Source organism: Pseudomonas sp. DSP3-2-3 (assembly GCF_049898225.1).
In the GTDB taxonomy this organism is placed as follows: Bacteria; Pseudomonadota; Gammaproteobacteria; order Pseudomonadales; family Pseudomonadaceae; genus Aquipseudomonas.
Genome location: NZ_JAFCXH010000004.1, coordinates 39,897 through 62,078, shown reverse-complemented (window position 1 = coordinate 62,078; position 22,182 = coordinate 39,897). Strand labels below are relative to the sequence as shown.

Below are 22,182 nucleotides of genomic sequence, written 5' to 3'. Positions count from 1 at the left end.
CCCATGAAAAAGTTTCTCCTGAGCCTGGTTGGACTGGGCGTAGTGGTGCTGGTCGTGTTGTTGGCCTTCGCCTTCTGGCCGACGCACACCCGTGCGCTGCAGGCCGCGCCCGAAGCGCAGCAGGCGGCGCTGATCGAGAAAGGCCGTTACCTGGCTGATGCGGGCGACTGCACGGCTTGTCACACCGCGAAAGGTGGTCAGCCGTTCGCCGGTGGCCTGCCGATTGCCTCACCGATCGGCACGCTGTACAGCAGCAATATCACGCCTGACAAAACCTCCGGCATTGGCGCGTACTCGCTGGTTGACTTTGACCGGGCGATTCGTCACGGCATCGCGGCCAATGGCAGCAGCTTGTATCCGGCGATGCCTTATCCGGCCTACGCGAAGATCAGCGATGACGACCTGCGGGCGCTGTACGCGTACTTCATGCATGGCGTCGCGCCGGTCAACGCCGAAAACCGCGCCAACGATGTGGCGTGGCCGTTGTCGATGCGCTGGCCGCTGGCGATCTGGCGCAAGGTGTTCGCGCCGGAGCCTGATGCAGTGGCTTTCAAGGCCGACGGCTACAAGGACTCCCAGGTGGCACGCGGTGCCTATCTGGTTCAAGGCCTTGGGCATTGCGGCAGTTGCCATACGCCGCGTGCGGTGACCTTGCAGGAAAAAGCGCTGGATGAGTCCAGTCCGGTTTATCTGTCAGGCGGACCGGTGATTGATGGCTGGCTGGCGGTCAACCTGCGCGGCAATCCGGCGGACGGCCTGGGCAACTGGAGCGCCGACGATATCGTCGCGACCCTGCGCAGCGCACGCAGCACGACCCATGCGGTATTGGGCGGCGCAATGGGCGATGTGGTGGTTCACAGCACCCAGCGCCTCAATGATGGCGATCTGCAGGCGGTGGCCGCCTACCTGAAAACGTTGCCCGCCAGCGAGCGTCAGGTCTCAAGCTTCAAGGCCGATCCAGCCACAGCCAAAGCGTTGGCTGCCGGGGAAGAGGGCAGTCGTGGCGCCGAGTTGTACGTCGATAACTGCTCCGCCTGCCACCGCACCAACGGTCAGGGTTACGAGCGGGTGTTCCCGAAAATCGCCGGTAACTCGTCGGTGCTGTCGGAAGATCCGGTGTCGATGATCCGTCTGGTGCTGGCAGGCAGCAAGTTGCCCGCTACCGCGACGGCACCTTCCGAACTGGGCATGCCCGGTTTCGCCTGGCGTATGTCGGACCAGGAGGTGGCACAACTGCTGACCTTCATCCGCAGCAGCTGGGGTAATCAGGCGCCAGCGGTGACTGCAGCGCAAGTCAAGCAACTGCGGGACACGCTGCCGAAGGAATCGCCAGCAGTGTCGCGAACGGACATCGCCAAGCCATAAGGTTGTAGCGGTAACCGAACGGCTGGGCTGACGTGCAATGCGTCGGCCCGGCCTCTGACCGGTTTTGCTAACCATCTCTACCCGTTGGAGATTCTATGTTCGTGAGCAACCCCCAGACATGAAGTTTGGGGTGTACTCCGTTTGGTTTTTCATTAGGGCGAACGTGACCCGACGCGCGTTTGGCGGTGTCTGCCAGATCGCGGCACGGAAAAGCGAAATCAAAAGCCGAAGCCGAAGCCTCGGTTTCGTTGGAGATTCTATGTCTGGGGTCAACCGCCAGGCGCCGCAGATGTATTGTCTGAACCGGCGCCTTCCCGGCTAAAGCCGGTCCCACTGGATCGCGCTGATTGTGTGGGACCGGATTTATCCGGGAAGACGGCATTCCAGTAGACGCAAATACAGCGGCTGTACGTCCTATCGTGAATGTTGCGTAGATCCGTTGGAGCGAGGCTTGCCCGCGAATCGTCGGTACATCCACCCATCATTTCGAACCCGAGACAAAACCTTCGCGACCAGATTCGTTTCTACGGACTATCGTCTCTGCTGCACGTCATCTTTCAATCCGAATTCATCGGTGTATATTGAATTCAAAATACAAAAAACGACGCAGGAGATTGAAATGAGTGATTCCACCGATCAAGCCCTATTAGTCCCTTTTGTTGGTCCGACGTTGCTCGGTAATCCCTTGCTGAACAAGGGCACGGCGTTTACCCAGCACGAGCGCGACACGTTGCATTTGCAAGGCTTGCTGCCACAGCAGATCGAAACCATCGAGCAACAAGTCCAGCGCGCCTATCACCAGTTTCAGGGTTGTGCGACCGATCTGGACAAGCATGTCCTGCTGCGCTCGATTCAGGATTTCAATGAAACCCTGTTCTTCCGCCTGGTCGACGAGCATCTCGATGAAATGCTGCCGATTATCTACACGCCGACGGTGGGCAAGGCTTGCCAGGAATTCTCGCGGATTTATCGCAGCCATCGCGGCTTGTTCATCAGTATTGCCGACGGCGACCGCATCGACGAGATCCTCAACAATGTCACCAAGGACCATGTAAAAGTCATCGTCGTCAGTGATTGCGAGCGCATTCTGGGGCTTGGCGATCAGGGCGTTGGCGGCATGGGCATTCCTATCGGCAAGCTGTCGTTGTATACCGCTTGCGGCGGGATCAGTCCGGCCTACACCTTGCCGGTAGTACTGGATGTTGGCACCAATAATCCGGGCTTGCTGGCTGATCCGTTGTATTTCGGGCGTCGGGAACAGCGTATTCGCGGCGCGGAATATGATGCTTTCCTTCAGGCTTTTGTCGAGGGTGTTCAACGTCGCTGGCCCGAGGCGATTCTACAATTCGAAGACTTTGCCCTGATCAACGCCATGCCGCTGTTGGCGCGTTATCGCGATCAGTTGTGCTGCTTCAACGACGATATCCAGGGCACCGCCGCTGTCACCGTCGGAACCTTACTTGCAGCCTGTAAGGTCAAGGGTCAGCGTCTGTCGGACCAGACCGTTGCGTTTGTAGGCGCCGGCTCGGCCGGATGCGGGATTGCCGAGCAGATCATTGCGGCGATGCAGCTGGAAGGTTTGAGCGAAGCCCAGGCGCGCAGTCAGGTATTTCTGCTCAACAGCAAAGGCTTGCTGACTGATCGCCAGCCGGATCTCTATGATTTCCAGCAGCGCCTGGCGCATTCCAGCGAGTCTCTGGCGCAATGGGATTTCGACGCAGACTGGCCGTCGCTGCAGGACGTGGTAAGCAATGCGAAACCCACGGTGTTGATTGGCGTGTCAGGCAAAGCCGGTTTGTTCACCCAGCCGATCATCCAGACCATGCATGCGCATTGTGCACAACCGATCATCATGCCGTTGTCCAACCCGACTTCGCAGATCGAAGCCCACCCCAAAGACATTCTGCAATGGACCGACGGGAAGGCGCTGATCGCTACCGGCAGCCCGTTTCTGCCCATCGAGTTGTTTGGCAAAACCTTTCCTATCGCGCAGTGCAACAACTCCTACATCTTCCCCGGCATCGGCCTGGGCGCGATTGCCAGCAAGGCAACGCGCATCACTGACGGCATGCTCATGGCCTCGGCCCAGGCATTGGCCGACAGTGCCGGGGAAGGGCAGATGTTGCCGCCGTTGCGCGATGTCCAGGCAGTAAGCAAGCGTATCGCCCTGGCGGTCGGCCTGGCTGCGCAGCGTGATCTGGTCGCCGAGCCAGCGTCTGAACAAGCGCTACGCGATGCCATCGACGAGCACTTCTGGTATCCGGTTTATCGCAACTACGAGCGTCGCCCGGAATAAACGCTGGCACACAAAAAACCCACCAGACTGGCGGGTTTTTTTACGGCTTTATATAGCTAAACCAGCGTCAGGGAAATCGCCGGCAACCCGAGGATTTTACCGCTGACTTCGCCGGCACTTTCAGCGAAAAATATCCCGGTGTAAGACCCGGTGGTTATCACGAACTCCCTGGGCACGGTCAACCCTTGGCGGGTGTGATGATTGACCAGCCACGGCAGTAAACGGCGCGGATCACCCGCTGGATTGGCGACCGCCGAAGGCACGATGCTGGCGCCGTTCAGTGTCAGCTCAAGGGTTGGATTGACGAAATCGAAGCTGTCTTCGTAAGGCACGAATTCGCCGACGATCAACGCGCCGTGATTGAGCAGGTCGGCCAGTTGCGTCAGCGGTTCGATTTTCGGCCAGGCGGCAAAGCGGCTGGAAACCAGTTCGATGGTTGCGGCCATTTCGCCGATGCCCGCCATGACCTCTTCATCGCTGTAGGCCTCGTCGCGCGGGGTGAATGCGCGATTAAAGCGAAAGGCGACTTCCAGTTCCACGCCCGGTGGCGGGTAAGCCGAGCGATCAAACTGGCTGGCCGAGGCGAACAGACAGTTCTGTGGCAACGGCGATCCCTGAATGGGGCCGGTATGGGATTTCGAGCCGATCTTCCAGCCTCCGGGCGCAACGCCACGCAAGCGCAGGATTTCCTGCTGGATCTGGTATGCAGCGTCCTTGTCCGCTGGCTGCAAATCAGCGTCCAATTCGCCCAACGGGCTGCGCTCGCGGTGTGCATCGACAAGCAATTGCGCCAGGCGCGAAGGTGAGGTTGCTGAGTTCAAGAGGTCGCTCCATTTGCGTCCAGACCCCGCCCGCGGGCGGAGGCTGGCTACCGGTTATTTACTGATGACAGTCGAGGCTTGCGCATCGGGCGTTAGCGGAACAGCTGCTTTGACATACTCAAACTTGTTCTGCGGCTTCATGCGAAAGGACAGAATCACCCCAATCGCCAGCAGCACGATGCTGACCAGGAAGGGTAGCTGCCAGTTGCCGAATTTGTCGATCAGCAATCCCGCCGCCACAGGGCTGACAATCGCGGCCATGGCCGAGCCGGTGTTCATCATGCCGCTGGCCGTACCGCAATGATCCGGCGCAATGTCCATCGGGATGGCCCACATTGGCCCAATCGTCATCTCGGAGAAGAAAAAGCCGATAGCCAGGCAGGCCAGGGACACATGTATGTCCTTGGTGAACATCAAGGGGATCAGAGAAATCAGCGTCAGCGTCAGGCAGATGGCAACCATCCGGCTGCGTGCTTTGTTCAGGTCTTTGGTGCGCGCGTAGATGCGATCACTGACGATGCCGCCCAGCGTATCGCCTACCACGCCGCCGAAGAACACCGTTGAGGAAAAGATCGCGGTGTTTTTCAGGTCCAGGCCCATGTTCATGAAGTACATCGGCACCCAGCTGAGCAGCAACCACAACGTCCAGCCATAGCAGAAATACACGATAGTCACGGGTGCCATGCGCTTGAACAGTCGTCCCCAGGCGAGTGGAATGGTGCTTTTCACTTTAGGGGCCGGCAACACTGCCAGCTCTTGTTGGGAAATGCGCGGATGGTCCTTGGGCAGTTCAGTGAAGACCACGGCCCAGAGTATTACCCAGACAAAGCTGATCCCGGCGCACACATAAAACGATTCCCGCCAGCCATACGTGGCCATGACTGCGATCATCGCCGCCGGTGCCACGGCATTGCCAAGACGGGCGAACGCATGGGTGATGCCTTGGGCAAAGCCGCGTTTTTCCTTGGGTACCCAGCGCGACATTGCTGCAGTGGCAGCGGGGAAGGTCGCACCTTCACCGAGGCCCAACAGCACGCGGGCCACGATCAGCGAGATAAAACCACCGGCCAGTCCGGTCAAGACCGTTGCACCTGCCCAGATCAACCCGCAGAAAATCAGCGTGCGTTTGGCGCCGAACCGGTCACTGACCCAGCCGCCGATGATTTGAAAAACGAGGTAGGGATAGGCAAACGCGGAGAAGACAATGCCAATCTCCGTTTTGGTGAGGTTGAATTCCTTGCCGAACCCGACCGCCGCCGTACTGACGTTGACGCGGTCCAGGTAGGTAATGAAGTACATGGCGCACAGCATGAACAGCACCACCGTGGTGGGGCGCAGACGTAAAAACTTCATGATCTATCTCCAGTTTCTTATTGTTATCGCTGACTAACGCGATGATTCGGGATAGTTGAGTCACATCGAGGAGCTGCGATATTCGGGTGATCGCAGCTCCTTTCACATCATTCGCGCCTGAACGGTACGGATTGCCCTCCCAGATAATCCATTGCCGCCAATACACCACTCGATTGCAGCTTGATGCCGGCCAATTGCAGGCCCATTTCACAGCCGGTCAGGGTGGCCATCAGCATCAGATCGTTGCAGTCACCCAAATGGCCGATCCGGAACATGCGGCCTTTCATCTTGCCCAGGCCCGTTCCCAGCGACATGTCGAAGCGCTCGTAAATAATCTTGCGCACGGCATCGGCGTCGATGCCTTCTGGGGTCATCACCCCGGTCAGCACCGGGCTGTATACCGCTGGATCGGCGCACTGGATTTCCAGGCCCCAGGCATTCACCGCAGTGCGGCAGGCGTGGGCCAGGCGGTTGTGGCGGATGAACACATTTTCCAGGCCTTCACCCAGGATCATGTCCAAGGCTTCGGACAGGCCATACAACAAGTTGGTATTGGGGGTGTACGGCCAATAGCCGGTTTTGTTCATTTCGATAATTTCGTCCCAGGCCCAGAAACTTCGCGGCAAGCCTGCGGTTTTGCTGGCTTCCAGGGCTTTGGGCGAAACCGCATTGAAGCTGATGCCCGGCGGCAGCATCAGGCCTTTTTGAGAACCGGACACAGTGACATCGACACCCCATTCATCATGGCGGTAGTCAGCTGAACCGAGGCCGGAAATGGTGTCCACCAGCAGCAGCGCCGGGTGACCGGCGGCGTCAATGGCCTTGCGCACCGAAGCGATGTCCGAGGTAACGCCGGTGCTGGTTTCGTTATGCACGACGCAGACTGCTTTGATGGCGTGACTGCTGTCTGCGCGCAGGTGCGTCTCGATCATTTGCGCATCGACACCGCCGCGCCAGCCCTCGATACCCGGATGCCCGATGAATTGCGGTTTGAGGCCCAGGCTCAGGGCCATTTTTTGCCAGAGCGTTGCGAAATGGCCGGTTTCGAACATCAACACCTGATCGCCTGTGCTCAGCGTGTTGCACAGCGCCGCTTCCCAGGCGCCGGTGCCCGACGCGGGGTAAATCACCACCGGTTGCCGGGTCTTGAAAATCTGTTTGATACCGTCCAGCACTTTGAGCCCCAGTTCGCCGAACTCCGGGCCACGGTGGTCGATGGTGGGATAGCTCATGGCGCGCAGAATGCGATCCGGAACCGGGCTCGGACCCGGAATTTGCAGAAAGTGACGGCCGGCGGGATGGTAATCAAGCTTCAGCATGAGTGACTCCTTCTTGTTTTTGTATTTTGAATTCAAAATACGTTAGCACGCCTTCTTGCTGTGTCAAACGTCATATTTGGGCTAATATTCGGCATTAGTGGGGCTGATATCGAATAAGGCGTCGCACTCAAGCGATGCAGATGAGGATTTTGCATGCAAAATATTGAGGGTCTGGTCGAGCTTGGCAGTCCCAGGCCGATGGTCAAGGTCGAGCGCCAGCGCTTGCACGACACCGTCGTGGAACACCTGCGCAGCTTCATCACCGAGGGCGTGCTGCCACCTGGAAGGAAACTCAACGAGCGCGAACTGTGCGAAACCCTTGGCATTTCCCGGACGCCGCTGCGTGAGGCGCTCAAGGTGTTGGCGGTCGAAGGCCTTATCGAGATCAATCCGAACCGTGGCGCGAGTGTTGCGCGCATGTCGGAACTGGAAATTCGCGAGACGTTCGAGCTGATGAGCGGCATCGAAGCCTTCGCCGGTGAACTGGCCTGTGAACGCATCACGCTTCAGGAGCTTGATGAGATCAAGGCGCTGCACTATGCGATGGTGGTCAGCAAGAACCAGAATGACCTGCCGGGTTACTACCAGCGGAACCGGGCGATTCACGATCTGATCAACCTTGCGGCGCGCAATTCGGCGCTGCGTCAGGTGTATCTGTCCTTGAACCGACGCATCCACGCGTTGCGCTTCCTGTCCAACCAACAGGCACCGAAGTGGGAAAGGGCGTTGCACGATCACGAAGAAATGATCGAGGCCTTGCAGGCGCGCGACGGCAAGCGCTTGAGCAGCATCTTGCGCCACCATCTTCTGGAAAAACGCGACGCCATTATGCTGATGGTGCGCGACGATTCCGAGCATCCGGATTCCATTCGCCGCTGACGTTGGGCGGATTTCATCTGGTCTGCGGGATAAATCATTTCAAATCGACAGGCAGTCATGGACTATAGGCGTCTTTTTCTCGCCCCCTCCCGTCAGGGGGCGAGCGCAGGCCGCTCGAGGAGCCCATGAATGAGCATCAAGATTGAGGCGCTGATCGCCCGCAAGATCGGTTTCGCCTCCCACCAGAATGCTGTGCCGCTGGTACGTGAGCTGAGCCTCTGGAACCAGACTGAACAACCTTTTCAGGATCTGGTGCTGACCCTTGGCACCGACCCCGCTTTTGTCGAAACCCGCACCTGGAATATTGATCGCTTGAATCCCGGCGATCGTCTGAGCATCAACGAACGCGATATCAAGCTCAACGCCGGTTATCTGGCAGGCCTCACTGAAAGCCTTGGCGCTGCAGTCGTGCTGCGCCTGAGCCACGGCGACGAGTTGCTGGTGGAACAACGCTTTGCAACCGAACTGCTGGCGCGCACGGAGTGGGGCGGTCTCAGCGCCATGCCTGAGTTGCTGGCCGCGTTCTGCATGCCCAATGATCCGGCGGTCGACCGTGTGCTCAAAGCTGCTTCGCAGGTGTTGCGAGGCGCCGGGAAGAAAGACGGCATCGACGGCTATGAAAGCAAGTCACGCACGCGGACCTGGGAACTGGCTTCGGCGATCTGGTCTGGCGTCTGCAGTTTCAAGCTCAGCTACGCGCTGCCGCCCGCCAGTTTCGAGCAGCAAGGCCAGCGAATCCGGCCGCCGGGCATGATCCTGGAAAACGGCGTGGCGACCTGTCTGGATACCGCGCTGCTGTTTGCCGCCGCGCTGGAGCAGGCCGGGTTGAATGCCTTGCTGATCATGACCAAAGGCCACGCTTTCGCGGGTGTCTGGCTACAGCCCCAGGAGTTCTCGCAGTTGTTGACCGACGAAGCGTCGGCGGTGCGCAAGCGCCTGGACTTGAAGGAAATGGTGGTGTTCGAAACCACCTTGGCGACTCAGGCACCCGTGCCCGGTTTCAGTCAGGCGATCGCTGCCGCTGAGCGGCAACTGGACGATGAACAGTTCATCATGGCCATCGACGTGCATCGCGCGCGGATGCAGAAGATTCGCCCGCTAGCCCTGGCCCCCGACCCGAGTTCGCCCGCCGAGACGGATGAAACGCCAGCGGCTGTTGAAGGCCTGGAAGAAGCGCCGCTATTGCCCGGTTTCGATGTGGAAATCAACGACAGCAGCGATGGACCGGCAGGCAAGTTGACGCTCTGGCAGCGCAAACTGCTCGACCTCACCACCCGCAATCGCTTGCTGCACCTGCCGGACAGCGCCAAAGGCGTGCGTTTGTTGTGTCCTGATCCGGCGGCTCTGGAAGATCTGCTGTCCAGCGGCCAGCGCATTCGCGTCCTGCCCGTGCCGGACCTGAACAGCAGTGGCCGCGACACTGCCCTGTATGAACAGCAGAATCTTGCAAGTCTGGTCGATGAGGTCGCGCGTCAGGCGCTGGTCCGTGGCGAAGTGCTCGCCAGTCTGGAAAAACCCAAACTCGAAGCGACCCTGATTGATCTGTTTCGCAAGGCGCGCAGCGATCTGGAGGAGGGCGGGGCGAACACGCTGTTTCTGGCGATTGGTTTTCTTAAGTGGAAAAAAAGTGCCGACGACCCGAAAACCTACTCTGCGCCGCTGATTCTGCTGCCCGTCAAACTTGAACGTAAAAGCGCCTTGTCGGGGGTAACCCTGAGTCTGCTGGATGAAGAGCCACGCTTCAACCTGACGTTGCTGGAGCTGTTGCGTCACGATTTTGAGCTGGTCATTCCGGGGCTGGACGGCGATTTGCCCGGCGACGAAAGCGGTATCGACGTGGTGGGCATCTGGAATAAGGTGCGCCGCGCCGTACGCGATGTGCCAGGATTCGAAGTCACTACCGAACTGGTGCTCGGCACCTTCTCGTTTGCCAAGTACCTGATGTGGAAAGACCTCAACGCGAACGCCGCACAGCTGCTGCAAAGCCCGCTGGTGCGGCATTTGCTGGAGCGCGACGCAGGCGGCGAAGGTTTTGCTGGTTCCGAGGATTTCCCGCGCCCCGAGCAGCTCGACGCGACGGTCACACCGGCCCAGCTGTTCACTCCGTTAGCGGCAGACTCGTCGCAGTTATCGGCGGTGGTGGCTTCTGCCGGAAAACACAGCTTTGTGCTCGACGGGCCGCCCGGCACCGGCAAGTCGCAGACCATTGCCAACATGATCGCCCACAACCTGGCCCTCGGTCGCCGCGTGCTGTTCGTGGCGGAAAAGCGTGCAGCACTCGACGTGGTGTATCGCCGTCTGGCAGAGAAAGGCCTGGGCGAGTTTTGCCTGGAGCTGCATTCAAGCAAAGCGTCGAAGGTCGAGGTGCTCAAGCAACTGGACCGCGCCTGGGACGTACGCGACGCCTTGAGCGCCGAGGAGTGGCAGCGTGAGGCCGGCAGATTGCAGACGCTGCGGGCGCGACTCAATCAAATGGTCGAGGTGTTGCATCGGCGTAGACCGAACGGCCTGTCTCTGCATCAGGCCATCGGTCGTGTCGTGCGCGACCATGGTCCCGCGACGCCGCGCCTGGCGTGGCCGGCAGGCGTTGAACACACTGCGGACCAGTACGCTGGTTTGCTGGATCTCGCCCGACGCCTTGGGCTCAACGGTTCCGCTGCTCGGGACCTGTCGGGCAGTTTTGGCGCCTTGGCGCAGACCCAATGGTCCAACGCCTGGCAAGCGCAGATCGTCAGCGCCGCCCGTGAATTGCCTCAGGCGCTTGATGCGCTGGTAAGCGCTGCTGAAAGGATGCTGGCGGTGACGCACTTGTCGCTGCCGGTGACGGAAGTGGCGCACCTTCAACGGCTGAATGATCTGGCCGGTCTGCTCGTTGAGTGCCATGGCCTGAACCTTTCCTTCGCCTTTGCCCCGGATGCCATTGCGCGAATCGAAGCTGCCCGGCATGCCTGCCAGCTGCTCGCCGATTATCGCGAACTGGAGGAGAGTCTGTCGCTGAACTACGCCGAGGAAGCCTGTCGCCGGGTTCCGGTCGAGGCCATGCGCAGGGACTGGCATGAAGCCGAGGGCAAGTTCTGGTTCTTCGCCAGCCTCGCCAAGAAGAAGATCGCCACGCAGCTGGCGTCGGTCGGTGGTGCTGCGGGTTTGCCGGACGTCCCAGGTGATCTGCTGATCTTTGAACGTTTGCAGGCGCAATTGCTGGAGCTGGACAATCTTGCTCCCCAATTGCAATCGATTCCCGGCTGGAACGAACTTGCCAGCGACGGCGCACGCACCCTCAAAGCCGTGGTGCTGGCCGAAAATTTGCGTGCCCGGCTCAGGTCGCTGGTTGAATCACCGGAACAGTTGATCGCGTTGCGCAGTGCCGTGGCACGGTTGGTGATAGAAGCCAACGACATGCTCGGCACGGGCGGTCAGATCGCTGCGGCGCTGGCGACATTGCAGCAAGCCTTGGCCCGCTACGATGACGCCGCCCGGCTAATTGCCGAGCTGACCATGACCGATAGCGAAATGCTTCCGAGCGTTGCCGAACTTCGTACGACGTGCGCTGCTATCTCGCAACAGGAAGGGCAACTCAAGGCCTGGTGCGACTGGTGCCGGGTCCGCGAGCAAGCGCGCGAAGCTGGTCTGGCACCTTTGGCTCAGGCGCTGGAACAGGGCCGCTTGCTGCCATCGGCCGTTGAGGAGACATTTGTTACGGCGTATTCCCACTGGTTCGCCACGGTGGGCATCGACAGCGAACCGTTGCTGAGAACCTTCGTTGCTGCCGAGCATATGAGCGACATCGCCACGTTCAACCGTCTGGACGACGAGTTGGCGAAACTCACCGTACGTTACATTCGCGCAAAGCTGTGCGGTCTGATTCCGTCGAAGAACGACATTGCCAAAAACAGCGGCTTCGCCATTCTCAAGCATGAGCTGCAAAAATCCCGTCGACATAAGCCGGTTCGTCAGCTGGCCATCGAGATGGGCGACGCGCTGAACCGTCTGGCACCGTGCATGCTCATGAGTCCGCTGTCGATTGCCCAGTTCCTGCCGGCCGATCAGCCGCCGTTCGATCTGGTGATCTTTGACGAGGCGTCGCAGATTGCGCCCTGGGACGCTATCGGTTCCATCGCACGGGGCAAACAGGTGATCATTGCCGGTGACCCGCGTCAGATGCCGCCAACCAACTTTTTCAACCGGAGTGCAAATGCCGAGGACGACGATACCGCCGAAGACATGGAAAGCATTCTCGACGAATGCCTGGGTGCTGGCGTGCCAAGTCACAGCCTCAGCTGGCACTACCGCAGCCGCCATGAAAGCCTGATCGCGTTTTCCAATCACCGGTATTACGACGGCAGCCTGATCACCTTTCCGGCGGCTGAAACCCGGGCCAGCGCCGTCGAGTGGCGGCGTGTCGAAGGCGTTTATGCCAAGGGCAAGGGGCGCTGCAACCAGGTGGAAGCCGAAGCAATCGTCCAGGAAACGGTCAAGCGTCTCACTGATCCGGCGTTCATTGCTGCGGGATATTCAATCGGTATCATCACGCTGAACTCCGATCAGCAGAAGCTCATCAATGACCTGATGGACGCTGCCCGTCAGCAATACCCGCAGATCGAACCCTTCTTTCAGGACAGCCAGACTGAGCCGGTTGTGGTGAAGAATCTGGAAACCGTACAGGGCGACGAGCGCGATCTGATCATGCTCGGCGTTGGCTACGGGCCTACCGAGCCGGGTGCGCCGGTGATGTCGATGAACTTCGGGCCGCTGAACAAGGACGGCGGTTGGCGGCGGCTGAACGTCGCCATTACCCGTTCGCGTCGCGAGATGCTGGTGTTCTCGTCGTTCGATCCGTCGATGATCGATCTCAACCGCACCAATGCCCGCGCGGTGCGTGATCTCAAACACTTCATCGAATTTGCCCAGCGCGGTCCGAGTGCATTGGCCGAGGCAGTTCAGGGTTCGTTGGGCGGTTACGATTCGCCGTTTGAGGAGGCTGTGGCGCAAGGGCTGCGACGGATGGGCTGGCAAGTGGTGCCGCAGATCGGCGTGTCACGTTTCCGGATTGATCTGGGGGTTGTTCATCCCGATCGTCCGGGCGATTACCTGGCGGGTGTCGAATGCGACGGCGCGACGTATCACAGCGCTGCAACCGCTCGTGATCGCGATAAGGTGCGCGGGGCTATCCTGCGCGGCCTGGGCTGGAATCTGCTGCGCTTGTGGTCCACCGAATGGTGGGTCGATAAGGAAGGTGCCTTGCAGCGGTTGCATGCCGAGTTGAACGATTTGCTGGAGCAATCGAGGGAGGTGCCGGACGCGCTGCCCGTTGATTTTGTCGATCCACTGGAGGTCAACGTTGAAGCCGCTGGAACGCCATGATTTCCGTAGGACCGGCTTCAGCCGGGAGGCAATCTCCCGGCTAAAGCCGGTCCTAGGGATCGGGTGAATCAGAAGTCGATGGTGCCCGAGAATTTCACCAGACGTGGCTCGCCCTGGGTCAGATAACCGCCGTTGGCGGAGGCCCAGTAGTTCTTGTCGGTGATGTTTTCCACGTTCACGCGCAAGGTCAGGTCTTTCTGTTCAACCCGCATCTTGTAACGTGCGCCAGCGTCGAAGCGGTTCCAGGTGGGCAGGCTGAGGTTGTTGGCCTGGTCTGCGTACTGCCCTCCAGTGCGCAGCATGCGAGCGTTGAGCGCTGCGCCTTCCAGGCCAGGGATATCCCAGTCTGCGCTGGCGTTGAGCTGGAAGGTCGGCACGCCAATCGCGTGGTTGCCGTCGTTGAGGCCACCGGAGGTGTTTTTCAGTTCGGAGGTCATGCGGGTGCCACCGGCCATCAAACGCAGGCCTTCAATCGGCTCGCCGAATACGCTCAACTCAATACCTTTGTTGACCTGCTCACCGTCACGCACATACAAGCGGCTGGCGGCATCCACAAAGCCGTCGGTAGGCCGCTCGATGCGGAACACACCCAGATTGGCGCCGAAGGTCTGCATGTCCAGCTTGATGCCGGCTTCCAGTTGCTTGGTGCGACCCGGCGGGAAGGCTTCACCGAGGTTGGTGATACCGGTACCCGAGGCAACGGGCCCTTTGGCCAGACCTTCAATGCGGTTGGCGTACAGCGAAATGATTTCGGTGGGCTTGTAGACAATGCCGTACACCGGCGTGGTGATCGCCTCGTCGTAGATCGAGCTGCGGCTACCGTCGTTGGCGGCATTTGCTTGGCCGTTCACGGTGCTGCCGTCGTAGAAATAGTTTTCCACGCGCAGTTGCTGGCGACGCACGCCATAGGTGAGCAACAGGCTGTCATCGAACAGGCCCAGGGTATCGGAAATCGCCAGGCTGCGATTGCGGGTTTTACCCGTGACGCCAGGATCGCCCATGTCGCCGCCGGTCAAGTAGCCGTCGGTAGGTTTGGCCAGCTTGTTGGCGTTGTAGATATTGGTATTGCCCACCGTAGGACGATAAAAGATGTAGGCGTTTTCCTGCTCGGTCCAGATGGTCGAAGCGCCAATCGCGATCTGATGGCTGATCGGGCCAGTCTGGAAACGGCCATTCAGGCCGGTGCTGAAGCTGGTGTTGTCTTCATTGTGCGGAATTTCCGATCCGCTGATGGTGGCGGTACCGGAGTTGCCCACCAGTGTCGGCGTGCCATAAACCCCGGTTTCGCGGGTGTGCTTGACGCCACCGGCCAGGTAGGCCGTCCAGCTGTCGTTCAGGTCCCAATCACCGCGCATCATGCCGAAGGTGTCTTCGGTTTCGGTGTAGGTCCAGCTCTGGCCGTAGTTATGGCTGGCGTCGGGAGCGGTCGGAATGCTGGTCGCGGTACCCAGTTGCACGGTGTTGCGCAGATGGTTGACGCGCTGTTTCTGATAACCGAAATCTGAAGACACGCGGAATTTGTCGCCGCGATAGTCCAGGCCGGCGACGAACAACTTGGTGCGCTGATCCTGGTCGTCGACAGCGGTTTCGCCCTCGCGCTGGCTGAGGTTGACGCGCGCGCCGAAGCGATTGTCATCGCCGAAGCGCTGGCCGATGTCCAGGTGCTCGCCGATACGACCATCGGAGCTGATGTCTTGGGTATAGCGACGCGTCGGTGTGTCGCCAGCACGTTTGGGTTGCAAGTTGACGCCGCCGCCCAGGCCACTGCCGGTAGGGCTCACACCGTTGATGAAGGCATTCGGGCCTTTGAACACTTCAACGCGTTCGATGGCGTCGGTGGACAGAATCTGGCGTGGTAGTACGCCGTACAGCCCGTTGTAGGAAATATCATCGCCATTGAGCGGCAGGCCGCGAATGACGAACACCTGCGCCTGGTTGCCGAAACCATAGGATTGGCGCACCGACGGATCGTTGAGCAGCACGTCACCGACGTCCTCGGCTTGCTGGTCTTCGATCAGCTTCGAGGTATAGCTGGTCATGACAAATGGCACATTCATGTTGTCCTGGTTGCCCAGCACACCCATTTGCCCGCCTCGTGCTACCTGCCCGCCAGCGAAAGTTTCAGGCAGCGTGTTCGAATTGGCCTTGACCGCTTCGGCGTTGACATCAGTGGCACCCAGTTCAACCGGGGCGGCGGCGTGGGCCATGAAGCTGACGGAACAGCACAGTGCGAGCAGGGTTGGGCGCGACGGAAAGGCGAAGACCATGGGACGAGTACCTGAAGTGCAGGGGAATGGTGAAAAGCCTCCTTGGCAATACGACTGATTCTTAGGCGCAAATACTATCAGTCGTGATTGCAAATTGTTATCAGTCAATAACGAAATTTTCACATTCGTGCGGAAATCAGGTTGTAGGAGCCAACTTGCTGGCGAGGCATTGGCCCTAACCAGGATCAGTGGGACCGGATTCATCCGGGAAGGTGGCATTCCTGACGAGGAAAGTGCAGTGGATGTACCGACCTCTTCCCGGATAAATCCGGTCCCACGCAGACTGTGTGAAAACTACTGCGCTCGGCAATACTGCGTTAAAAACAGGCGGAAAATGCTTATTTAGAACACCTGGAGTCGATCGCGACCCCGGCCGTTTTTCGCCTGTTTTTGCCTTGTCTTGCCTTCGCTCGTGACGTTTTCACACAGCCTGCACGGAACTGTTGCTGCGCGACGAGGAATCTCCTGTTTACTTGGCGAACGCGTACTCGCCGCCTCGACTGATCGCCTTTTTATAGGCCGGTCGCGCCTGAAGCCTTTCTACCCAGGCTGCCAGCTGGGGGTAGGGGCCGATTTTGCCCTGCGCTTTAGCGAACTCGCCGATAAAGCTCATCTGGATGTCGGCGCCGCTGAGTTCTTCACCGACCAGATACGGCGTCAGGCCCAGGGCGTTGTTCAGATAGCCGAGGTAGTTATCCAGCTCTGACTCGATACGCGGGAGCAGCGGCGCACCCGCATCGCCCAGGCGACCGACGTAGAGGTTAAGCATGAGCGGCAATATCGCCGAGCCCTCGGCAAAGTGCAGCCACTGGACATACTCGTCGTAGGTGGCGGTCGCAGGGTCCGGCTGCAATCTGCCATTGCCGTGTCGTCGGATCAGATAATCGACAATGGCACCTGACTCGATCAGCACATGAGGGCCGTCTTCGACCACCGGGGATTTACCCAGCGGGTTGATGGCCTTGAGTTCCGGTGGGGCGAGATTGGTTTTCGGATCACGCTGGTAGCGTTTGATCTCGTAGGGCAGGCCCAGCTCTTCGAGCAGCCAGAGGATGCGTTGCGAACGGGAGTTGTTGAGGTGGTGGACGGTAATCATGAGCGCTCCGACGAGGGGTTAGAAGTGTCTTAAGCAGACTGCGTGAGTGGCGATGAGTGCCCGGTATTTTTTGCCTGGTTCGCGTGAACGCCCACAGCGGTGGGTGGCGTTGACAGGATCAATGGGTAAAGATGGGGCTTCAATTCGCAATGATCTGAAGGAACCAGCATGCTTATTCGACGTTCACCCATCGCCGTCGCGCTCGCGTTTTCATTCTTGTCCTGTACTGCATTCGCTAATGACCTGGCACCGGCTCAACTGCTGAAAAAAGCCGAGGCTGAACAGAAATCCTATCTGGCCACCGTCAAACAGCTGGTGGACATTGATACCGGAACCGGCCAGGCACCCGGCCTGAAAACCGTCAGCGCGGTGTTGGTCGAGCGGCTTAAGGCGTTGGGCGCTGAAGTCATCACGACACCTGCGAACCCGTCCGCTGGCGACAACATCGTCGGCACTATCAAGGGCACTGGCAGCAAGAGTTTTCTGCTGATGGTCCACTACGACACGGTGTTCGGGCCAGGCACCGCCGCGAAACGTCCGTTCAAGGTCGACGGCGAGCGCGCCTACGGCCCCGGTGTTGCTGACGCCAAAGGCGGCGTGGCGATGATCCTGCATTCGTTGCGGCTGCTGCAGGATGAGAAGTTCAAGGACTTCGGCACCCTCACGGTACTGTTCAACCCTGATGAAGAAACCGGCTCCGCAGGCTCGAAGAAAATAATCGCCGAACTGGCCCGTCAGCACGACTATGTATTCTCGTATGAGCCGCCAGACAGAGACGCGGTGACTGTCGCCACCAACGGCATCAACGGTTTGATTCTCGACGTGAAGGGCAAGTCATCCCACGCCGGCTCCGCGCCTGAGGCGGGGCACAATGCGGCCATGGAGCTGGCGCACCAGATGTTGCAGCTCAAGGATCTCGGCGATCCGGCCAAAGGAACCACGGTCAACTGGACGCTGATCAAGGGCGGCGAGAAGCGTAACATCATCCCGTCCAGTGCCTCGGCCGAGGCTGACATGCGTTACTCCGACTTGAGTGAAACCGACCGGGTACTCGCCGATGCCCAACGCATCGTGGCAAAAAAACTCATTGATGGCACTGAAGTGACGTTGCGCCTGGAAAAAGGCCGCCCACCCTTGGCGAAAAATCCGGGCTCCGAACAGCTGGCAAAAACCGCACAGGCGCTTTATGGCGAAATCGGTCACAACATTGAGCCTATCGCCATGCGTTTCGGCACCGATGCGGGCTACGCCTACGTACCGGACAGCGCAAAACCGGAAGTGCTGGAAACCATGGGAGTCGTCGGTGCCGGCTTGCATGCCGATGACGAATACATCGAGCTGTCGAGCATAGCTCCCAGGCTCTACCTGACCGTGGCGCTGATCACGCAGTTGTCTCAGGAAGATGCCGCGCCGTAATCAAGTCATTCGATCGCGGGCGGCGAAAAATCAGTAGCCGTCTTAGCGATTTTCTCGCGTATGCCACAACCGCAGCAGATAGATCGTCGAGCCCTGAATTTCGTAACGTAGCTCATAGCCCCCGATCAACAATCGCCGGACATCCCGGGACGCAAATTCTTCAAGGCGTTCACCCAGCCGTGGATTGTTGAGAAGCATCGTTGGAGTAGACGTCAGTTGTTGAACAGTACGGGCGGCGGCCGCGCGATTGACCAAGGCAAGAAATTCGTAGAGGCGGGCAAGATCGGAGAGTGCTTTGCTGGTCCACTTCAATTCCATTACTTGGGTACCGGCAGGGGCTTGTCTGTCTCCAGGCTATCGGCCCACGCCTGAACCGATTGATGATCAATAACACGTCCGGCATCAACATCGGCTAGCGCTTCCAGTGTCAAACGGCTGCGCTCTTCTTCTTGATCAACCCAGGCCGACAGGGCCTGTTTTACGATCCAGCCTTTGGAGCGATCGAGGCGTAAAGCCAGCTCATCGACTTTTTCCGCCAAAAGCAATGGAACGTGCGCGGTGACCACGCGGGTTTCTGTACTCTGGCCCAAGGCAAGCCTCCACAGTGTGATTCAAAGTGATTGGAGTTCAATCATAGTTGATGTGCCGGCTTGGTCAAGGGGTTCGGTCAGCAGGATTTGGTGCCATGAAACAGACCCTGAAGGCGGCCAGGGCAGAAGTCGTCAGTGTAATAATTCCGTTACATATCGGGAGTAATTTGGCGCTTTCTCGCGGCTGGAAGAATAGTAGTGATCCGCCTGTTTTCTTCCTCGCTGAGCCTGTTACGGTTGCTCCTGGTGATGCTGTGTGCGGCCACGCTGGTGTTTCTGTGGGGGTTGTTCTTCCAGCAGAAAGCCACCTCCCGTGACGAAGCGCTGGCAGCCAAGGCGGCCGAACATCTGAACCTCGCTACGATCGCCGCAGAAAACCTGCGTCAGTTGGTCGACCGGGCACAGGCCATTGGCAAGGTTGCGCGAAGTGACATTGAAGACCGGGACCAACGCAGTTGGGGTCTGGTGCGCATGCTTGCCGAAGACCCGGTGCTTAAACGCATGAGTCTGTATGGCCGCGATGGTCGCCTGCTTTCCGGCACTCATGTTGATGAACCACAGCAACTGCCAGCGGATTGGCTGACGCAATTGCAGCGCCACATCGAGCGCAACGGCCTCAAGCCCTTTCTGCCAGGCTTGCCAGACGCACAAAACGAATCCGCGCCGCCGAACTGGCGCCTGCCTTTCCTGTTGCCGCTGGCCGATCCTTCGATGCGCGAGCTCGACAGCATCCTTCTGGTGCAGCTGGATATCGGTTATCTGGCGGCACTCTTCGAGCATATTGATCTGGGCCGTAGCGGCATGATGCGTTTGCTCGATAACGAGGGTCACGAGCGGTTGCGGCTTACCAGCAGCGGCGTCGTGGTCGCCGGCGCGGCACTCAGCCCGGAATTGTCGAGCAGCGGCATTGAGTCCGGGGAAATCACCCAGTATTCCTCCACCGCGCAATTCCAGAGCCTGTACCGCCGGACGTCACAGCGCGGCTTCAGCGTAATCGTCAGTCAACAGCGCGACGAAATCCTCGCCCCATCGCAGCTCACTTATGAGCGGCAGCTGTGGCTGAATCTCTGCATGACGCTGTTCATTCTCGGCAGCCTGATCTGGACCCTGCGCGTTTTACACAGGCGCCAGGAAGCATTCGCGGAACTGGAACAGGCCCAGCAGATCAATCAGGACCTGATAAGTCGGCTGGAAGAAGAGCACCGACGCAGCAGTCATGCGGCGGCCACAGACCACTTGAGCGGTCTGCACAACCGGCGCCAGTTCATGGAGGTTGCGACGCAGGTTCTGACCCGGCAGCGCGGCAAGCGGCAGTTGCTGGCCATTTTGTTCATCGATATGGATCGCTTCAAATCGATCAACGATTCCCTGGGGCATCGGACCGGTGATTTGCTGTTGCAGGCGATTGCCGGGCGTATCAGCCGCCTGCTGGAGCCGACGGACGCAGCGGCGCGCTTTGGTGGCGACGAGTTTGTCGTGCTGCTGGCCGGAGAGCGCAGCGAGGAGCAGATCGACGCCTGGGCGCGAATGCTGGTGGACAAACTTTCCGCGATTTACTCCCTTGAAGAACATGAGCTCAGCACCAGTCCGAGTGTTGGCGTCAGCATTTGCCCGCGCGACGGTCAGGACGTCGAGGGCATGATCCGTTGCGCTGATGCGGCGATGTATTCGGCGAAAAGGGCCGGGCGCGGACAATATCGGTTTTTCGACCCGTCACTCAACGTCGCAGACATCAAGGAATTCACTCTGGAACAGGCCTTTGCCGGAGCGCTGAGCGAGCGACAGTTTCTGCTGCACTACCAGCCGCAGATCCGCCTGGACTCGATGCTCGTGGAAAGCTACGAAGCATTGGTGCGCTGGCAGCACCCTGATTTTGGATTGCTCTATCCGGATCAATTTATCTCCTTGGCTGAGCGCAGCGGCTTCATCATTGCGCTCGGCTGGGAAGTGCTGCGCCTGGCGTGCGAGGACCTGGCGCGCTGGCAGGTACAGGGCAATCGCACCCGACTGGCAATCAATATCTCCGCGATACAGTTGCGCCAGGCCGACTTCAGCCAAAGGCTGCTCGGCGAACTCGAACGTTACGACATCGAGCCGCAGCAACTGGAACTGGAAATCACCGAGACCTCGGTGCTGGATCATGAAGGGCAGGGCATTGAGCACCTTGGATGCCTGCGCGCGGCAGGTCTGGCCATCAGCCTGGACGACTTTGGCCAGGGTTACGCAGGTTTCGCCCACCTGCAATCGCTGCCGCTGACCAAATTGAAGATCGATCGCGCGGTGATTGCGCCGTTGTCCAACAGCCCCGATGACAATCCCATCGTCGCCTCCACCATCATTCTGGCCAAACGCCTGGGGCTGGAAGTGGTCGCCGAAGGCGTGGAAACCCGCGAACAGGTCATTTGCCTGAAGCTGGCCGGCTGCGACATGGTTCAGGGTTATCACTTCAGTCGACCGCTGTCTGCGGCCCAGCTTCATGAATATCCCCCTTTTACCAACGCGATGGAAAAAGCATGCGCGCAGTAATATTGCTGACTGTTTTGTTGATGACGATGCTGTCAGGAAGCCTGGCTCATGCCGAGTGCAGTCAACAGACGCTGCGCTTCGCCATCATCCCGAAGACCAACAAAACCGTGGAAGTCCTGCTGCTGGAATATCAGCCGTTGCTGACGCGCCTGAGTACTGCGCTGGGCATGCCGGTGGAAATAGTCCCGGCCTCTTCCTATGAAAGCGTGATCGATGCAATTGTCTCCGGTGGCGTCGACATTGCCTGGCTGGGACCGGCGTCCTATATCCTGGCCCGCCAGCGCGATCCGCGCATCGAACCGTTCGCCAGCCTGACCATTAGCCCCGGCTATTTCACCCCGGCCGGGCATCACTATCAGTCACTCTTGCTGAGTCGTCGCCAGGACGCCAGCAGCCTTGAGGCATTGCGCGGTACTCAGGTCGCCCTGAGCGACCCGGCGAGCACCTCCGGCAGTGTCGTGCCCAATGCCGAGTTTTCGGCGCAAGCGGGGCTGCCGCTGGCCCGGTTTTTCAGCTCGGTGGTGTATTCCGGCTCCCACGACAAGTCGCTGGATGCGCTGCTGGACGGCAGAGTGGACGCGGCCTTTGTGGCCAGCGTGCGGGTTGACGCGTACCTGAACAGTGGGCGAATCACGCGTGACACCTTCAACGTGCTGTGGCGCTCGACCCCGATCTACTACGATCCCTATGTGTTCGGCGGCAGCCTGTGTCCGTTGCTGAAAGAGCGCATTCGCGCCGCGATGTTGAACGATCAACAAGGCCTTGCCTCATTTCTGAAGGCTCAGGACGCTTCCGGGATCGTCCCGGCCAGCCATGCGGAATACGAGCCACTGCTGCGGGTGATGCAGCAAAAAGCGGCTGCGCCATGACATCAGTCGTTTATGGCTACCCAC

At 59.3% G+C, this 22,182-nt stretch carries 14 protein-coding genes; 7 read left to right on the top strand and 7 right to left on the bottom strand.

The features are described 5' to 3' along the window. Positions 1 to 3: 3 nt before the first annotated feature. Positions 4 to 1,365, top strand: coding sequence for a cytochrome c (locus ACP7E4_RS06240; RefSeq protein WP_426112961.1), 1,362 nt, complete (start codon positions 4 to 6; stop codon positions 1,363 to 1,365). Between the two features lie 619 nt (positions 1,366 to 1,984). Continuing rightward, positions 1,985 to 3,661, top strand: coding sequence for an NAD-dependent malic enzyme (locus ACP7E4_RS06235; protein ID WP_426112963.1), 1,677 nt, complete (start codon positions 1,985 to 1,987; stop codon positions 3,659 to 3,661). A 56-nt stretch (positions 3,662 to 3,717) separates the two neighbouring features. Here the strand turns inward: ACP7E4_RS06235 and ACP7E4_RS06230 are convergent, their stop codons facing one another. The 3 genes from ACP7E4_RS06230 to ACP7E4_RS06220 form a co-directional block, all read right to left on the bottom strand. Next, a complete protein-coding gene (locus tag ACP7E4_RS06230) occupies positions 3,718 to 4,482 on the bottom strand; it encodes a 2-keto-4-pentenoate hydratase (RefSeq protein ID WP_426112965.1) in 765 nt (254 codons plus the stop codon). A 54-nt stretch (positions 4,483 to 4,536) separates the two neighbouring features. After that, entirely contained in the window at positions 4,537 to 5,835 is a 1,299-nt protein-coding gene (locus tag ACP7E4_RS06225) for an MFS transporter (protein ID WP_426112967.1), read from the bottom strand. A gap of 107 nt (positions 5,836 to 5,942) precedes the next feature. After that, entirely contained in the window at positions 5,943 to 7,154 is a 1,212-nt protein-coding gene (locus tag ACP7E4_RS06220; RefSeq protein ID WP_426112969.1) for a pyridoxal-phosphate-dependent aminotransferase family protein, read from the bottom strand. A gap of 153 nt (positions 7,155 to 7,307) precedes the next feature. Here ACP7E4_RS06220 and ACP7E4_RS06215 point away from each other — a divergent pair, with 153 nt between their 5' ends. Both ACP7E4_RS06215 and ACP7E4_RS06210 read left to right on the top strand, forming a co-directional pair. Further along, entirely contained in the window at positions 7,308 to 8,033 is a 726-nt protein-coding gene (locus ACP7E4_RS06215) for a GntR family transcriptional regulator (RefSeq protein WP_426112971.1), read from the top strand. Between the two features lie 129 nt (positions 8,034 to 8,162). Next, complete coding sequence (locus tag ACP7E4_RS06210) at positions 8,163 to 13,394, top strand: DUF4011 domain-containing protein (RefSeq protein ID WP_426112974.1); 5,232 nt, start codon at positions 8,163 to 8,165, stop codon at positions 13,392 to 13,394. 68 nt (positions 13,395 to 13,462) lie between these two features. Here the strand turns inward: ACP7E4_RS06210 and ACP7E4_RS06205 are convergent, their stop codons facing one another. After that, a complete protein-coding gene (locus ACP7E4_RS06205; RefSeq protein WP_426112976.1) occupies positions 13,463 to 15,661 on the bottom strand; it encodes a TonB-dependent receptor in 2,199 nt (732 codons plus the stop codon). A gap of 469 nt (positions 15,662 to 16,130) precedes the next feature. Continuing rightward, positions 16,131 to 16,757 (bottom strand): glutathione S-transferase family protein, encoded by a 627-nt coding sequence (locus ACP7E4_RS06200; protein ID WP_426112978.1) that lies wholly within the window; start codon positions 16,755 to 16,757, stop codon positions 16,131 to 16,133. 168 nt (positions 16,758 to 16,925) lie between these two features. Here ACP7E4_RS06200 and ACP7E4_RS06195 point away from each other — a divergent pair, with 168 nt between their 5' ends. Then, positions 16,926 to 18,173, top strand: a complete 1,248-nt coding sequence (locus ACP7E4_RS06195) for a M20/M25/M40 family metallo-hydrolase (RefSeq protein WP_426112980.1) — start codon at positions 16,926 to 16,928, stop codon at positions 18,171 to 18,173. A gap of 42 nt (positions 18,174 to 18,215) precedes the next feature. On the opposite strand, the gene ACP7E4_RS06190 is transcribed toward ACP7E4_RS06195, so the two are convergent. After that, positions 18,216 to 18,491 (bottom strand): type II toxin-antitoxin system RelE/ParE family toxin, encoded by a 276-nt coding sequence (locus ACP7E4_RS06190; RefSeq protein WP_065832212.1) that lies wholly within the window; start codon positions 18,489 to 18,491, stop codon positions 18,216 to 18,218. Next, on the bottom strand, positions 18,491 to 18,763 hold the full coding sequence (locus ACP7E4_RS06185) for a CopG family ribbon-helix-helix protein (protein ID WP_426112982.1): 273 nt from the start codon (positions 18,761 to 18,763) through the stop codon (positions 18,491 to 18,493). Before ACP7E4_RS06185 ends, ACP7E4_RS06190 begins: the two co-directional genes overlap by 1 nt. 198 nt (positions 18,764 to 18,961) lie before the next feature. On the opposite strand from ACP7E4_RS06185, the gene ACP7E4_RS06180 reads away from it, so the two are divergent. Next, positions 18,962 to 21,289 carry a putative bifunctional diguanylate cyclase/phosphodiesterase gene (locus ACP7E4_RS06180; protein WP_426112985.1) on the top strand — a complete coding sequence of 776 codons (2,328 nt, stop codon included), beginning with the start codon at positions 18,962 to 18,964 and terminating at the stop codon, positions 21,287 to 21,289. Further along, positions 21,277 to 22,158: a phosphate/phosphite/phosphonate ABC transporter substrate-binding protein gene (locus ACP7E4_RS06175; RefSeq protein ID WP_426112987.1), complete on the top strand. Its 882-nt coding sequence runs from the start codon at positions 21,277 to 21,279 to the stop codon at positions 22,156 to 22,158. Before ACP7E4_RS06180 ends, ACP7E4_RS06175 begins: the two co-directional genes overlap by 13 nt. The last annotated feature ends 24 nt before the right edge of the window (positions 22,159 to 22,182 follow it).